This window comes from Candidatus Nitrososphaera sp. 86-2 (assembly GCF_056726185.1).
On sequence record NZ_JBWZON010000001.1, the window covers coordinates 1,498,886 to 1,515,258 of the forward strand.

The 16,373-nt window shown below is 44.1% G+C and carries 13 protein-coding genes; 9 read left to right on the top strand and 4 right to left on the bottom strand.

The genetic code is table 11. The annotated features are described in order from the left end of the window. The first annotated feature begins 447 nt into the window (after positions 1-447). Positions 448-1,944: an FAD-dependent oxidoreductase gene (locus tag ACYOR7_RS09125; RefSeq protein WP_479913672.1), complete on the top strand. Its 1,497-nt coding sequence runs from the start codon at positions 448-450 to the stop codon at positions 1,942-1,944. Between the two features lie 180 nt (positions 1,945-2,124). On the opposite strand, the gene ACYOR7_RS09130 is transcribed toward ACYOR7_RS09125, so the two are convergent. Beyond that, positions 2,125-3,426 (bottom strand): hypothetical protein, encoded by a 1,302-nt coding sequence (locus ACYOR7_RS09130; protein ID WP_479913673.1) that lies wholly within the window; start codon positions 3,424-3,426, stop codon positions 2,125-2,127. Between the two features lie 405 nt (positions 3,427-3,831). On the opposite strand from ACYOR7_RS09130, the gene ACYOR7_RS09135 reads away from it, so the two are divergent. Then, the gene (locus ACYOR7_RS09135; RefSeq protein WP_479914462.1) at positions 3,832-4,290 is read left to right on the top strand and encodes a universal stress protein; all 459 of its coding nucleotides are present in this window, start codon (positions 3,832-3,834) and stop codon (positions 4,288-4,290) included. 43 nt (positions 4,291-4,333) lie between these two features. Here the strand turns inward: ACYOR7_RS09135 and ACYOR7_RS09140 are convergent, their stop codons facing one another. Continuing rightward, positions 4,334-4,804: a universal stress protein gene (locus ACYOR7_RS09140; protein WP_479913674.1), complete on the bottom strand. Its 471-nt coding sequence runs from the start codon at positions 4,802-4,804 to the stop codon at positions 4,334-4,336. A gap of 663 nt (positions 4,805-5,467) precedes the next feature. Here ACYOR7_RS09140 and ACYOR7_RS09145 point away from each other — a divergent pair. After that, positions 5,468-6,235: a hypothetical protein gene (locus ACYOR7_RS09145; protein WP_479913675.1), complete on the top strand. Its 768-nt coding sequence runs from the start codon at positions 5,468-5,470 to the stop codon at positions 6,233-6,235. A gap of 863 nt (positions 6,236-7,098) precedes the next feature. Next, positions 7,099-7,398: a hypothetical protein gene (locus ACYOR7_RS09150; protein WP_479913676.1), complete on the top strand. Its 300-nt coding sequence runs from the start codon at positions 7,099-7,101 to the stop codon at positions 7,396-7,398. Between the two features lie 692 nt (positions 7,399-8,090). Here ACYOR7_RS09150 and thsB read toward each other — a convergent pair. Together thsB and ACYOR7_RS09160 are read right to left on the bottom strand one after the other, a co-directional pair. Then, entirely contained in the window at positions 8,091-9,743 is a 1,653-nt protein-coding gene (thsB, locus tag ACYOR7_RS09155) for a thermosome subunit beta (RefSeq protein WP_479913677.1), read from the bottom strand. A 304-nt stretch (positions 9,744-10,047) separates the two neighbouring features. Then, positions 10,048-10,467 carry a universal stress protein gene (locus tag ACYOR7_RS09160; RefSeq protein WP_479913678.1) on the bottom strand — a complete coding sequence of 140 codons (420 nt, stop codon included), beginning with the start codon at positions 10,465-10,467 and terminating at the stop codon, positions 10,048-10,050. 182 nt (positions 10,468-10,649) lie between these two features. Between ACYOR7_RS09160 and ACYOR7_RS09165 the strand changes: the two genes are divergently transcribed. The 5 genes from ACYOR7_RS09165 to ACYOR7_RS09185 all read left to right on the top strand — a co-directional run bounded on the left by ACYOR7_RS09165 (position 10,650) and on the right by ACYOR7_RS09185 (position 16,368). Then, a complete protein-coding gene (locus ACYOR7_RS09165) occupies positions 10,650-11,108 on the top strand; it encodes a DUF2299 family protein (RefSeq protein WP_479913679.1) in 459 nt (152 codons plus the stop codon). Between the two features lie 775 nt (positions 11,109-11,883). Continuing rightward, positions 11,884-12,423 (top strand): 4Fe-4S dicluster domain-containing protein, encoded by a 540-nt coding sequence (locus ACYOR7_RS09170; protein ID WP_479913680.1) that lies wholly within the window; start codon positions 11,884-11,886, stop codon positions 12,421-12,423. 470 nt (positions 12,424-12,893) lie between these two features. Next, positions 12,894-13,352 (top strand): universal stress protein, encoded by a 459-nt coding sequence (locus ACYOR7_RS09175; RefSeq protein WP_479913681.1) that lies wholly within the window; start codon positions 12,894-12,896, stop codon positions 13,350-13,352. A gap of 81 nt (positions 13,353-13,433) precedes the next feature. Next, positions 13,434-14,054, top strand: coding sequence for an archaeal heat shock protein Hsp20 (gene hsp20 / locus ACYOR7_RS09180; protein WP_479913682.1), 621 nt, complete (start codon positions 13,434-13,436; stop codon positions 14,052-14,054). A gap of 76 nt (positions 14,055-14,130) precedes the next feature. Then, complete coding sequence (locus ACYOR7_RS09185; protein ID WP_479913683.1) at positions 14,131-16,368, top strand: CDC48 family AAA ATPase; 2,238 nt, start codon at positions 14,131-14,133, stop codon at positions 16,366-16,368. Positions 16,369-16,373 lie beyond the last annotated feature (5 nt).

The following is a 16,373-nucleotide window of genomic DNA, read 5'->3' on the forward strand; positions in this document are numbered from 1 at the left end:
CTTGCAAATCATCCGGAATGTAAGTACTGGAACGAACATGTGCATAGTTCTAAAAGGTACATCTCCCGGCTAGACGGCTTTTCCTACACTGAACTTTCGCAAGTCGACTTTAAGCACGTGATTTACGCGACAAGATAAAGAGATTTTCGAGGAATACCTATTGGGGGGGGAGGCGTCCGTCCCGGGTCTGAAAGAACAAGGCCACCGCGTACACCTAGATGGAGAACTGGACGGCGTAGGGATATTTATCGCTGTGATTTCATACCTGATATACGCATCGGCCTGATAAAAAGTGAAAACGCCATATGCTAATGCCAATAATAATAGTGATGTCGTCGCCAAGATATTTAGCTAGCTAAACTTGGAGTGACGCTATTATTATTATCATTTCATGTAATTGCTAATTGTTGGTAACTCTATTAAGTTAAAATGGGGATTTTATTTTTGATGGTTGAGCCAAATCGTGTCGGCGGATTTCCTTTTCGAAAGGCAGATCCAAAAGTGCGAAAAACCAACTTCTCAGAAGTTCAGCAGCCCTACTCTGACGAGGAGGCAATGCAAGAGGCTTCACGATGCTTGCTATGTGGAACTCCTGTCTGCATCGATGCTTGTCCTGTCCTGCTAGATGTCAGAGGAATGAATGAAGCCGTTGCAAGAGGAGACTTTAAGACGGCCTATGAGCGTATCAGAGAAACAAATCCACTATTAGGAGTAACCGCACGATGTTGCCCACAATTGCAGGGATTATGCGAAGATGCCTGCGTAGTAAAGTGGATAGGTCAACCTATAGGTATAGGTCTGATTCAAAGGTATGTCGCAGACTGGGAAAGAAAGCACAGACAAGAGCCACCTGTATCTATTCCACAGGATACTGGAAAGAAGGTGGCAATCATCGGTGCTGGTCCGGCCGGCCTTGCCGCTGCAGACCTCCTTAGAAGATATGGTCACAAAGTCGCAATATATGAAACATTACCTATGCCGGGCGGAACGGCATGGTATGGCGTGCCGGACTATCATCTTCCCAAAGATGTTTTGCTTGATGAAATCGAAAAAATCAAATCCATGGGCGTTAAGATTCGCACAGGTACTCTTATAGGAAAGGATGTTGCTCTTTCTCAACTTCGAGATGAGAATGATGCAATTCTAATTACTACAGGCTCAAAAGATGCCTCTAACCTTGATGTTCCCGGTGTTAACTTGCAAGGGGTGCTGTTGGGATACGACTTTCTTGCAACTGTTTTCATGAATGGAGTAGATAATTACCTCAAGAATCCCAAGTACGATCTTGGGACAGAGATCGTGGTGATAGGTGGCGGAGATACTTCACTTGACTGCGCAAGAACCGCTCTGAGACTTACAAAAGGAAAAGGAAACGTTACCATACTGGCTAGGCAACCTGAAACCGAACTACATGTCGACCCGATCATGCTTGAAGAGGCAAAGGAAGAAGGGGTGAAATTCAGATTTTTAGTGCAGGTTAGGTCATTTGAAGGTGACAACAACGGGCATATCACGAGTGCGATAGTAGATAACCTGCGCCCTGCCACTCGAAACGAGCAATACGGAAAAAGAAGTCTAGAGCCCATACCTAATAGAGAATTCAGAATGTGCTGCTCGACCGTTCTCGTGGCCATTGGAAGAGGACCGAATTCCTTTCTGCAAAAACAGGAAGGTCTCAAGGCTGGCAAGCGTAATGCGATTGTAATTGGTGAGAATTACAAGACATCGATGGAAGGCATCTTTGCAGCAGGAGACGTTACTAGTGGTGAAACGCTCATTGTGAAGGCCATGGAAAGTGGACGGGAGGGAGCACAAAGGGTTCATGAGTACATCATGCATTTAGAAGCCTACCATGTGTCGTTTTACGAAAAATATTACAAAGAAAGATCATACGACAAATTGTATGCGGGAGTCAAAGAGAATGAAGGACCTCCTCCCGACTAGTAGTATCAGATATGGTTTTATCCTCAGGTTCGAAAACTTGCTTTGAAAAGCAGTCGATGTGAAGTTAGCGCAACCCGTGTTTTATACGATAACTTTCAGGGTTTGGGTCACCACAATGACTACAACAAAGTTGTTGAAGTCGTCGCGATGGACCCTTCCTCTTTTCGTCGTGCGATCCTTTTATTTTCCTTTTTCTTTGGTCGAGTATGCAAATCTCTGTGCTAGAATAATTATCCCAATTAACGCACCCATGGTCAATAACGTACTTCTCAGATCAAAAAACTCTGGCACCGCTACAACTTGATACTTGACATCTTCTATGAAAACCCCGGTGTCTTTGCCTGCCACAGAATTAACCTTCACTGTTATGTCATATGTTCCTGGCTTCTCAAACACAACTGGTAATGGCCTCCCGACACCCTCATTGGCTTGCTCATTTTTGAATTCTTTGATAATTGTACCATTTGCATCTGTGATGGTAAAATCATAGCTTGCAAAATTTAGCTTTTTGCCAGTATTATCTGTTAGGTTAACCACAAAGGTGGCGTTCTTTCCTGATTCAATCGATCTTGGCTGCCAACTCAGGACAATATTGTATGTTCCACGCGCTGTCTGCTTGCTCAGCGGAGGAGTTGGCATTTCCTCTACGCTCTTTGGAAGTGGGGGTTGGCCCATTCCAGTCTTTTCCAGTTGATATGCATACTGGATAGGTGGCTGCCCTGATGCGACCTCGGCATAGGTTTGCGCCTTTATTGGATATGGAAAATCTTTCGCAACCCATATGTTATTATCTACACTTTTGTGATATCGGATGACGGTGGTGTCAAATGTCCCTGCAGGTACAGTGACTTTTTCCGTGCCGCTTGGCTTTATCTCTGATCCGCCTATCGCAGCAATGACACCCCAGGAAGATGCGCTCAGCGATTTCGGATCAACTTTGGTCGCATAGGCCTCTAACCATGTTAGGGAATTGCGGTATGCATTAACATACGGAGTCATTTTAGCCGGAATGTCTGAGCCCTGCCCTCCAAGGGGTGACAGAGAGATAGAGCTCAACTTGAGCGTTCCATTAAGAACTTGGCCGTTGTCCACAACAAATGCAGGCGCGATCCAATTGCCATTACTATCCTGGTCTTTGAAATATATGGTCATCTCAAAAGGTCTTCCGTTGTTTGTATCCATGTGCTGAATGGAATAGGTCACAAACATATCCTTCTTTACATTCTTTCCAAGGTACCACATGTCATCATCGCCTGCGGCGAAGGCATATCTCAGGACCTTCCAATTGCCATTATCATTATAGTTGTTAGCAATGTGAGCAGCATTATGGATGGAAGTAGCCATGCTCAGAATACTTGCAATTAGAATAAATGCCACAATCATTGTAAATGAAAACCTGAGAAGGATTTGGCTATACACCTTCAATAATGTTGAAAGCGCTGATCTGAATCCATATCTGTTTTGATCTTTCACAGATATCATATTTTCTTATGGTTACCGCGACTCATAAGATTATGGTAATCATGTTCATTTTCTGCGATTGTTAGAATATAATTTACTCGGCTGATGCCTGACGCTATTGTTCAATTCAATTCGCTAGCGGGGGGGTAATCTAGGAAGCTGCTAATGGCAGCCTAGTGCTTGCCAATAACCCTTAACTCAAAGAGAAACGTAGTAAAACTGTGAAGAGAAGTGATTCTACGACAGCGATTCAAGAATCGTCAGTCCTGTTAGCCTCCTCTCTTAGCAAAGACGAGATCACTGATAGGTTGCAGAAATACTCTGCTACCGAATGCAAGTCAATAATTGCGAATGATGAATTATTCGACTCAGAGACTAGGAAAGAAAGGCTGATTTTCACAGGGGAGAAAAAGTACTGTGGATGAAATGATAGCAGAAGTCGAAGGCATTTCCCTGAAAACTATTCTGGTGCCATTGGACGGATCGGAGCCATCCTTTCGAGCTGCAAAGTATGCTATCAAGATCGCCAAGATGGCGGGGGCGAACTTGATCGCTTTTCATGCAGTTATAAAACTGCCTCCCTACAACCTATACATTACACCTGATCTTGTTGCTAGATTTAAAAAAAGTGCAAAAGAAGATGCGGAAAAGTGGTATAGTGAGGTAAAAACTATTTCGGAGAAGTTGGGCGTCAATGTTGCGTCTGAAACCGTATTTGATGTGACCTCGATTGCCGATTTCATAATCAATTACGCCAAGGAACACAACATAGATCTGATAGTAATCGGAATAAGAGGAATGACGGGAGAGAGGAGGTTTGTCTTGGGAAGCGTGGCAAGAAACGTGGTTACTCATGCAATGTGCCCCGTGCTCGTGGCGAGGTGACCTTGATCACTCATAAATAGAAAAGAATGACTTTTCGCAATTTCTAGTGAACTATTAAGACAGGACAACTAGCACGCTCGGCAACACCCCTTGATACGCTACCTAGTGCTTTGAATTTAATATAACCCCCCTGCCCGATGCTTCCAACAACAATCAGATCTATCGCGTTTTTCTCAGAGTATTCCACCACCCGTTTGACCGGGTCGCCGATCAAGACTTCCGTACTAACCTTAAGACCTAGCTGTTCATAAGCGATCGCCTTTAGCTTTAGCATACGCTCAATATATTTTTGGGATTCCTCGTAAATCAGTCGCAGGTGTTCAGTGATGGGCAGAGAGCTGCCGGTCTCCGAGGCTTTTGACGTATCTGCAATGATTGGAAACGTGGGAATTTCTGATATTACGTGAAGCAGAATAATTTCACTTTTGTGCACCTTCGCCAATTCATATGCATGGGATAAGGCCTTTTCCGAGTGAAGGGATGCATCGAAAGGGATAAGGATTCTGCCATACATTATATCATATCTCTCTCTATCAAATTAATAAACATCGGAGCTTACTTGGATCTCCAACACCGGTGATTAGATGGCCTCTGTCTGCTAATTGGTATACCTTGGCGGTCGTAGCACACATTTTATTTTGGATAAAGTGGCTGAAGATAAGTAAAAGGATCCTTCACTTTTACTCAGATTTGTGTATTTCCCCTCACACACAGCGCGCCATATCTCCGTTCTCGATAAAGCCGCAGAACTCAAAGACAAGAAAAAAGTATGTGGAGGCTTGACGCCAAAGGCTAAAAGCAACGCAATGCCTGCTGCATTGTATGCAGCAGAGCAATGCGGCGTATTGATGGCGCCAATACAAGAGCTCCGCGGGGCATACGCTAATGGAGCTGCCGCCGTTTTTGCATTATGACATAGATGGTTGTATCAGGACACACAATACATGCAAGCTGTGCTGCTACAGGGCCATTGTGATCGGCGTCAGGTCTGCCATCTGATGGAGCATTGAGCACTGGCCAAACAAATCATTTATTTTGTTTTTACTGATAAAATAAACAATTGCAGCAATATATTCTGCAATAATACTAGAAAAGCACATATCCACACTATTAAATATCTGAAATATCTATTTAATTATGGAAATGTGCATCTTTGATTTCCGAGTGGCTAATTCGCATGACTGATCTGGTGCGTAACCAAGCGCCTGTCGTCTCGCAGGCTCTATTAGATCTGATAGATCAACTGGCAAGCAGTTTTTGTACGGCAAAAGAATTGATGGAGAAAATAATTCAACAGGCAGACGCGGAGGGAGTCCCTATCGCCAGCGTTAGAGAACTGATTACCCATGCCTTGCACAAGCGCGGCTTGGCTGACAGGTCTATCCGCCTATATTTGCCTGCGCGATTCAAAGATCAGGTAAAGGTACGGGCTGCAAAAGCGAGCCACAACGGTCCTTCGCATGCAGCAAGCATCGCCGCACCCGCAATAGACGAGTCGCAGTCCTATTTGAACGCAGGAGGCTCGACAGCAAGCAACAACGACTCAGTCATAGTATTGCAAGATATGTGCATTCGTGATCAGGAAGAAATATCTCGGCTACAATCGATGCTAAGTTCGCTGCTGGATAATAGTAAGTCTGCGAATAATGCCACAATGGATAGTGAATACCGCAGGAGGCTCGAGGAAATCAACAAACACCTTGTGGAGGAGAACCTTCAGTTGCGTGAAATCATTGAGAAAACTGATAATGGGGGGTTCCTCACTACAAGGAGCTTGCACTTTGTACCTCAAAGAATTGTTATCGCAGCTGAGTTATACGCGCCGATCACGACCTTCATAGGCAGCAAAGCATTTGCTATAGGCATACATACACAAGGGGCCGAGGCCACAAGCGTAGACTGGCTAGATGCTGATTGTCATATAGTGAAATCATGCCACAAGTAGCCACGATCCGCGCAACGATAGGACTTGACCGTGGCAAACAAAATTGTCAGGAATATACAACATGCTTCGAGTCGAAATGCGCAAATTCATCTCTTTGCACAGTGTCGTAGAAGCAGGAGTTGTGTCCGAGCAGCCTACATAGAGCAGCTTGCCGTATACACTTTCAAGAACCATGGCCGGGCAATTACGATTGATGGCATAATAAGTGCGGGACTAGCAACAAACAAACGCTCAGCAGGTCACAAACTTGCACGAGTAAAAAAAAGAGGAATGTTTGATTTACATATATGGCAAAAAGATCCTCTGCACTAGGATCCAACCCGCCTTTAGCCTCGATAGATGAGGGCGAGGCAAGGAATGTGCAAAAAAAGGCGGGGGCGCACCTGCCGTTTTATTAGCCCACATATGACGAGGAAACACAGATTCTTAGGTTGTACAACGTGTACCAGGCCATGTGGGCTGGGCGGGGGACAGCAGCCAATGCAAATACACAAGGTGAAGCTACGCCTTGTGACAAACTCTGAGTATTACGTAGATTCCACCTCAAGTGGGACAAACGCGATACTAGAGGATATGATGAAGGAATTTCTGGGCTGCACCCCCCCCCAGAAACGATACAGTTGGCCAAAACTGAGCTTAGACCATATTTTAGGTCAAAAGTTGGAACAAATGAATGTCAAATATAAGCACTCAGGTAACTGATTCTCGCACGCTGCGCCCCTGTGCTCTCCATAGATTTTATCGCTGTGACAACCATACGAAGAACCGACGGAAGCGAAGTTTTACCTGCGAATCGCCCTTATGTAACGATGAAAACAAACCTGCAGAGAACAACTTTTCAATTTTGGTGTCGAACGCAGGTCATGGAAAGTCAAGGATCCGCGGATGTTACCTTGCATATAGTACTAAAGCGGATGTTGCTAGATGAAGAACAAGAAGAGATAATGACGGAATGGGTGAAGCTCTATGATTCTGCGATAACAGACATGTACTGCCTCTTGCCTCCAAAGAAAACATATGATATTAGAAAACGAATAGAGGAAAAAGAACATGAACTTTGCAGAAGAGGAATAGATGTCCAGCTTCGTAAGAAAGCATTAAGCAAAGACATCAAATCCCTAAAGTTGCGTTCTCATTGGAACAAGTTGCTGTTGCGACCGTAAATACGTATATGGAGCTATCGATTTTTGAAACCAAGAATCTTATTCTTAGTTTACCCAAGAAGCATAGCCTCTTTTATTGTAAATGTGGCCTCAAAGGGACGACCATTTCTGAGCACTGGTGTGGGTGTGCGGCAGTTTGAACGTATGATTTGCGCAAATTGCTTGCGTCTCGCCTTTCCATCGAAGCCAGAATAATAGTAATAAAAAAGAATCGAAAAAAAATCGGCTAGAAATTCGTGGAAATAATAGTGATGATATCGTTAGGTTCTAAAGGCCAAATAGTATCTTATGGATTGAAGTCAGGTGTGTGCTTCTTCTATTTGCGAGCTTTTACAACTTGCTGGAACCTGCTCTTAAAACTATAAACTACAATATCTAGAGTCTGCCAGCTGCTCTGGCGAATCAATATTATTTAGATCGCCCTGTGCTCAAGGCTACCCTCTATTATCTATCCATCAATCTATCTATTCGAACATTTAGTTTGAGACTCTGAAGAATGGTTCAGTCTCTTGCAAAACATTTTGGAGAAACTCTGTGACCTTTCCTTACGAATACTTCCTCCATCCCATCTCAAAAGATATTGATTTGGCAGAAGGTATGGAAATGCTAAGAAGAGTGAGTAATTACCATCTATAGAGATGAGGTAATTGATGCTACATTGAAAATAACGTGGTCGTTTTTACATTTATCACTTACATTTCCATTCCGCCCATGCCTGCACCCGGAGCAGGCGGACCGCCTGCAGATTTGCTCGAAGCAACTACATCGTCGATCCTTAGGAGCATCGATGCCGCTTCTGTGGCGGACTTGATTATCTGCTCTTTGACTGCAAGAGGCTCGACAATATCAAGTCGGTACATATCTGCAATTATGCCATTCTTTGCATCTATTCCTGTAGAAGCGGAAGAAGATTCCTTGCTTTGTTTTGCACGAAGCTCCGCAATTGTGTCTATTAGGTTCATTCCTGCATTCTCTGCCAATGTAAGTGGTATGGCCTCTAGCGCCTCCGCGAATTTTTCTGCAGCCAACTGCTCCCTTCCTGAAAGTGTGCCGGCCCAAGTTCTTAGATTTGCTGCTGCATAAAGTTCAGCAGCTCCGCCGCCTGCTACAATAGCCGGCTTTTCTAGTACGTCTTTTGAGACCATTAACGCATCATGGATGGAACGTTCTGCCTCATCGACAACTCTTTGGGAGCCTCCTCTTACAAGTATGGTGACGGACTTGGGATCCTTACAGCCTTCGATAAAGACCCATTTGTCTGTCTCTACCCTCCTTTCTTCCACAAGGCCAGCAGCTCCAAGGTCATTTGAAGTTAGATCCTCAAGGTTGCTCACAATCCTCCCACCGGTAGCCTTTGAAAGCCTAATCATATCACTCTCCTTCACGCGTCTCACTGATAGTACTTCTGCCTTTGCCAGGTAGTGTTGCGCAATGTCATCGATCCCTTTCTGACAAACTGCAACATTTGCTCCGCTCTGCACTATTCTGTCAACCATTGATTTGAGCATCTTGTTTTCTTCGTCGATGAACTTTTGCATCTGCTCCGGCGAATTGATGTTTATTTTGGCATCAAACTCGGTCTTTTCAATTTCAAGAGCAGAATTTATCAATGCAATCTTGGCATCTTTGACTTTCTTCGGCATTCCTCCATGCACGACCTCTTTATCAAGGATGATCCCATAGATAAGACTGGTATCAAGAATCGCGCCTCCCTCCTTCTTTTCCACTTTTACGTCGTCTATATCTACCCGATAACCAGATTCATTTGTCTTTTCTGCTACTTGCATTGCAGCACTTACAACAATATCGGCCAGAAGGTCTGCATCTTTTGATATTAGCTTTGTCTGCATTGATGTTCTAGCAATTCTGACTAGCTCACGTTTCTCGTTTCCATGTATCTTTTGTGCTACGTTATTGAGTAAATCTATTGCCTTGACCGCACTTCTACTATATCCATCAACGATTATCGTTGGATGAATTTTCTTGCCTATTAGTTCTTCTGCTTTTTCTATCAATGCCCCGCCAAGCACTACTACTGATGTCGTGCCATCTCCCACTTCATCATCGGTCGCTTTGCTTATCTCCACCATCATCTTGGCTGCGGGGTGTTGAACATCCATCTCTTTTAGAATAGTGGCGCCGTCATTTGTAATAGTCACATCCCCAAGGCTATCCACCAACATCTTGTCCATTCCTCTTGGACCTAGAGATGTACGTATGACCTCAGCGATTAATTTTGCTGCAGTAAAGTTGTTTCTCTGAGCATCTCTTCCTTTGCTTTCCTTTGCCCCTTCCTTTAGGATTAGCACAGGCATTCCGCCGCCTGCACTAGTCTGCAATGACATAATCTCTACTCAGATGAAAATAATAAAACGGTTTATGCTGTGCATATATATGTACGACAAATGCCAAGACACAGAATTTCTTAAATTCTTTGTTCAAATATTTATTACGAATTGCATTTTTGCTAACCATTCTATTTCTTCTTTGATAATTACCAGGTTGCGGCTCCGAACTGCTTGAGAGAATCTGTTAAAGATGCCTTTGCATACGCAATTTACTGCTTGGAAGATATCTTTGTGAAGCTTGATTTCACGACGGAATCTAGTCGAGATAATGACCTTGGAACAAGTACTCCTTGCTTGGTTGTCATCTTGCAATGAGGACCGGCCGTTCGGAAGAATTTGCAATCTTATTGCTGATGCTTCCTAACACAAGTCCCGACAAGCCGCCTTTGCCTCTACTTCCAAGAACGATGAGGCCGCATTTTTTTTCATTTGCTGCATCCAGAATTCTCTCTGCGGGCTTACCCTTTGATAGTAGCATCCTAACCTTTAGGGATTCAGTCTTGTTGAGCTTTCTTGCATATGTATCCAAAATGGATTGCCCTGCAGCCCTAAAGGTATCCTCTTCTTGACCGGAAACAAGAAGTCCGTGTCCTGTAGTACCCGGATAGACATGGAGGACAAACAATGTGGAATCAAATTTCCGTGCCATTTCTAATGCTATATCAAATGCTAAATCCGAATGTCTGGAGCCATCCACTGCAACAAGTATGCCCTCAAACATGGATTTATAAAAGCGCTTCATTTGTATAAAGACTATCTTCGATTAGTTTTGTTGGCCGATAGGTTCACTTTTCTCTGTTGTTCAATTACTTCTACATGACGGCTTTTTCAGCTGCTGAACATCAGATTAAAGTACTTCAGTGATGGTAACAAGATACGTCTGCCAACTCGGAAAAGGAAACATTGATTGCAAAAGTGAAAAAATGGCTGGCCGAAGAGAAATTACACCTTACCACTAGTCCTCAGTTGTATTTCGACTTTTACACCCGAGTTAATGATGATGTTCGCAAATTCGAGTATGGCATCGGCGTCGAAACTGACCGCAACGACAGCGTTTTGATCTCCGCAATTATCAATTTGACAGATCCGGACAAGAAAGTATTTAAAAATTTCAGCAAAGCAAAGAGGGTGGCCTTCCGACATGCAATAGTTGAGAGTGTCTTTTTCATCGACATTTTCTTTACATGCAGGCCCAGTTTTGATACACCCGAGGCCTTCATCCTAGAGGAAAGAATCTATTTCGATGGGCTTACCAAAGATAGATTTTTTAAAAGCGTTAACACCATTTGGCGTGCTTTCGTACTTCTTGAAGAAACCTACAAAGAACATATCTGGTACAGGTCAGGAGACGTCCCACTATAGCTTCGCAATTTGTCTGCAAACAGAATAAATATTTCTCGTATTCCTTGAGATTATTTACAAATGTGGCTAATGTCCTTTCTTTATAGAAGCTGTGAGATTCACAACTAGCATCATAGCTAGACAGAACGTGCCCTATGATAGAAACTACATACTTTTGTGCAGCAAAAAACTAGGAATGCCACGACGCGACGCAACTTCTTCGCAACTATCTGCAAAACCAAATTTTGCGGAGTGTGAAATAGCAAATGCTAATTGGAGGAATTGGTTGCTCTTCGGGGATTCATGTCGCGATCGTATATGAGAGTCATTCTGTTTGTTGTGTTTTTGTCGGTAATAGTTAAATCGAACGGAGGCGCCCATAATATTGTAGTACAATGTGCATACTTTGTCTGAACAACTGCACTCGCAATTGCTCTATATCTTCTCTACATGTCATTAAAAAGACTGGTGAAAATGGTCCAATTGAAAAAAGTTAGCAGAGCGGTACAAGAAGGCAAATCTGTATTCGTAAGATTATCTCGCGCTGAAATTGGAGACCTGGTGGCAGGCCTGAATCTTTATCTAGACAATGAAGCCGGGCTATCCCGAGAGGCAGATGGTCGAGTTCTTCGCCTCAGAAATCGATTGCGTAAGATTAGAGAATTAAAGGAAGAAGGAAAGTAATTATGGAAATTTGACAGGTGAAGAGCTGTGGTCGGATTATACTATCTAAAAGAGTGATCATCTATCTGCCCTCATCAAATCTCTTTAAAACTATGAGGTTGAAGATCGCGGTATGCCAATTGATCCCGATTTCCCAAAGAACCATCAGGTAATAGGAAAGCATAAACATGCTGATGGAGAACACTTCCATTTTGTATGGGGGCCGGGAAGGTTAGCAGAGGCAGCAGAAAATGAGGAGGTAAAGAAGGCGTATGAAGCAAGGGGCGAACAGATTATGCCCTTAGGTGTTCACGGCACGATGGTCGCCATCGATTGGGACTCTTGCGTCGCAGACGGCGCCTGCATTGAAGCCTGCCCTGTACAAGTGTACCAATGGTACCGGACAGAGCAAGACATACCTGCGACAGAAATGCAAAATGCGACAAGTGCTGGCAGGGGTGAAGACCATTCAAAAGAAGGACGCATGGATTACACAGACAAATCAGACCCAATACGAGAGCACGACTGCATATGGTGTATGGCCTGTGTATCCGTGTGCCCGCCGCAGGCAGTCAAGGTTGACCAAGCCAATCTCGAGTATCATGAAAAGGCTGCAGGTACATTTAATGAAGAGCTTGCAAAGGGAAGCGCGCCTCCACCCCACGCACATTAGTAAACGTGCGGATCGCTATTCTTTATTGTCCTTGAAGAAAAGGTACACTTACAAGATATGAGTTGACATGCCCTAGATTTTGTGGACTACTATTTTGTTCTTGTCAGTGTGAAAAATGTATGGAATGTCTTACAAATGTCTGTAAAAGCACACAAGACGTAATACACGCTGCCACATTGTTTCTATACATTTCCAAAAAGCAAGAGCCACTGATATACCTATGTAAGAAATAAGACAGCTGAAAAATAGAGAAATAAAAGTTAATCCCGTCAATCCGCGAGCATTCTGACACAATTGTTTCAGCAATTTATTGATGACACAAAATCTTATTTGTCGGCGTGCAGGCAATAATTGTATTAACATTAAAGTATGTGAACATATACACGCGTTTCACTTTAATAATTATCTGTGCATTCTAGAGTATGGGATCTACTCAAGTAGGATCCGCTCAAGCAGCAGCTACATCAACAATGATGGCGAAGATCCTAGTACCTCACGATGGAACAGACGCGTCCGACAAAGCTCTGGCCAAAGCGATCGAGCTTGCAAAACCCTTCAATTCCGAGATAATAATTCTGAACGTTGTCGACGACAGGTTTGTCCCCCCAAGTGTCACATTGGCATTTTTGAGCGATAAGACTCCGTTGGAAACGGCAAAGGAGCAGGTGATCAAATATCTAAAGCAAGGTGCAGAAGCCATGTTAAAAGATCAGGTCGAGAAAGTTAAAAGTCAAGGTCTCAAGGTCCGCTTTGTACTTGCTGTGGGCTCTCCATCGGAGGAAATAGCAAAAGTTGCACAAAATGAAGGTATAGGACTGATCGTAATGGGAAGTAGACAGTCAAAAATCAAAGAAAAACTCGGCATGCTGGGTAGTGTCTCCAAAAGCATCTCTGAAATTGCGCCATGCCCAGTATTGATTGTCCGCTAGAAGATTAATTTGCAAATTTGAGATATACTATAACTCAACCCAAATGGAAACTGTTGTAAGTCCTAACGTTGAGAACGTGCTATGAGCATTAGAGATAGCGACTTTGAATCTTGGTTCAGAAGATCGCCCTTTGATTTTGGAAGATCTGGAGGGGGTGTTGGAAACATAGTCAAGGAATTTGATGATATGAAGAGAGAAATCGGAAGAGTATTTGAAGAACAGTTCGGAGACATAGAGTCAAAGGCGCCAAGTGAACTTGTTCGGGAATACGAAACACCGACTGGTGCGAAGGTCAGGGAAATAGGTCCACTAGTCTATGGATATTCTGTGACAATTGGCCCGGATGGCAAGCCGAAGATAAAAGAATTTGGCAACATAAAGCCCTCACCGCGGAGTCTTATGGAGCAAAGTGGAACACGAGAGCCGCTTGTAGACTATGCATATAATGAAAAGGACGGAACGGTCACCGTAACTGCGGAGATGCCAGGCGTTTCCAAAGAAGACATCAAGGTCAATGTATCTGAGGACAACGTAACAATCCATGCTGAAAAAGGTCCAAAGAAATACCACGCGGATGTTCCTGTGGAACAGAAACTTGACGACAAGAGCACAAAAGCAACATATGCCAACGGCATATTGGAGCTCAGGATAAAGACGAAAGGGGCAGGCAAAGCAAAGGGAACAGAGGTCAAGGTAGAATGAGGGCAAACAAGTCAATGACGATCATCGCTAAGAAGAAAGGACAGTCTCACGTGTCGTGGTCAGAGGTGCAAAATAAATGAAGAGGGGCAATAACGACAAAGAGGCAGATAATGTCGGAACGCTGAAAGTTGCCGAAACCGACTCTAGGTTTGTAGGAAAGAGCCTAGGCATGGTTGATCCCAAGGTTATGGAAGAATTAGGGCTGACGGTAGGTGATGTAGTAGAGGTCACAGGACGCAATAAGAAAAAGAGCTATGTGCTGCTGTGGTCTCCACGCGAAATGGATTATGGCAAGAATCTGATAAGGATAGACGGTTATACCAGAAACAATCTCGGAGTCGGAATAGACGATACTGTATCTATCAAGAAGGTCGAAGCAAAGGTAGCAGAACAAGTCGTAGTCGCGCCTACAGAAGAGGTTAACATCGTAGGAATAGAAGAGTATCTACCCGAATTACTTGAGGGTCGAGTCGTGGCGAAGGGAGATGTGATCCCAACTAATATTATGGGTAGAAAGGTTGATTTTATTATTACCAATGTGATGCCCTCTAATGTGGCATCTCTCATAGGCGCAAATACCAGATTTGTGATCGGTGCTCCAAAAGCAGCTGCCAAGGGCCTGCCTCGTGTTACATATGAGGACATTGGTGGCCTAAAGAATGAGGTACAGAAGGTCAGAGAGATGATAGAGTTGCCGTTGCGCCATCCCGAGATATTTGAAAGGATAGGAATTGAAGCTCCCAAAGGGGTGCTTTTGTATGGTCCACCTGGTACAGGCAAGACTTTGCTGGCAAAGGCCGTCGCCAATGAAACCGATGCCAACTTTTATTCAATAAGCGGTCCGGAAATCATGAGCAAGTTCTACGGTGAAAGCGAGGAAAGGTTAAGGGGCATATTCAAAGAGGCAGAGGAAAATGGGCCATCAATAATCTTCATAGACGAACTGGACTCAATTGCTCCAAAGAGAGAGGAAGTGTCCGGCGACGTTGAAAAGCGCATTGTGTCACAGCTTCTAACATTGATGGATGGCATCAAATCACGAGGCAAGCTCGTCGTCATCGGGGCCACTAATAGGCCAAACGCAATAGATCCTGCCCTGAGACGTCCCGGCAGATTTGATAGAGAAATAGAGTTAGGAATACCTGATGAAGATGCAAGGCTGCAAATATTGCAGATTCACACACGTGGAATGCCACTAGCAGATGACGTTAACCTATCCTCTATTGCAAAGATAGCGCACGGCTTTGTTGGAGCAGATCTAGAAGCTCTGAGCAAGGAAGCAGCAATGCGCTCCCTCAGAAGAATCTTACCGGAAATAAACCTAGAACAGCCAAAGATTCCTGCAGAGATTCTCAATAAGATCAAAGTTACTAACAAGGATTTCGAAGAGGCTCTAGGAGATGTCCCACCTTCAGCAATGCGCGAGGTGTTGGTCCAAAAACCAAACGTGAAGTGGGAAGATATTGGCGGTCTCAAAGAAGTCAAAGAAGAGCTTCAAGAAGTGATAGAGTGGCCATTGAAGCGTGCTGACCTCTTTGCAGAAGCCGACATCAGTCCGCCAAAAGGAGTACTACTTCACGGTCCTCCCGGCACAGGTAAGACCTTGATAGCCAAAGCAGTAGCAACTGTGGCGGAATCAAACTTCATTAGCGTAAAAGGGCCAGAGCTTTTGAGCAAATGGGTGGGAGAATCAGAGAAAGGTGTTCGCGAAACATTCCGAAAAGCAAGACAAGCAGCTCCCTGTGTGATATTCTTTGACGAACTGGATGCAATTGCTCCCCGGCGAGGAGGATCTATGGGTGACTCTCATGTTACAGAGCGTGTGATAAGCCAAATACTCACAGAAATGGATGGCTTGGAAGACCTAAAACGAGTAGTAGTTGTAGGCGCAACAAACAGACCAGATATTCTAGATGAGGCGCTGCTCCGCCCAGGTAGGTTTGATAGGATACTAGAGATTCCAATACCTGACAAGGATGCAAGAAGACAGATCTTGCAAATTCATACCCGAAAGAAACCGCTTGATAGTTCTGTTGACCTGGAAAAGCTGGCAGAGTTGACTGAAGGCATGACTGGCGCGGACATTGCTGCAATGGTCAATGCCGCGGCTATGAGTGCAATAAAGGAACTCATCATCACCACTTCCGACATGAATAGTAGCAGCATAGATGCAACCTCCAGTAAACTTGGTCCAGAAAACAAGAATGAACCATCAAAGCCCAAGGTTAAGATTACAATGAAACACTTTGAAAGTACAATCGAAAAATTAAAGAGCCAAAGGAAAAATGCCGGAAAGCTTCATGCACTGGCCTGAAGGAT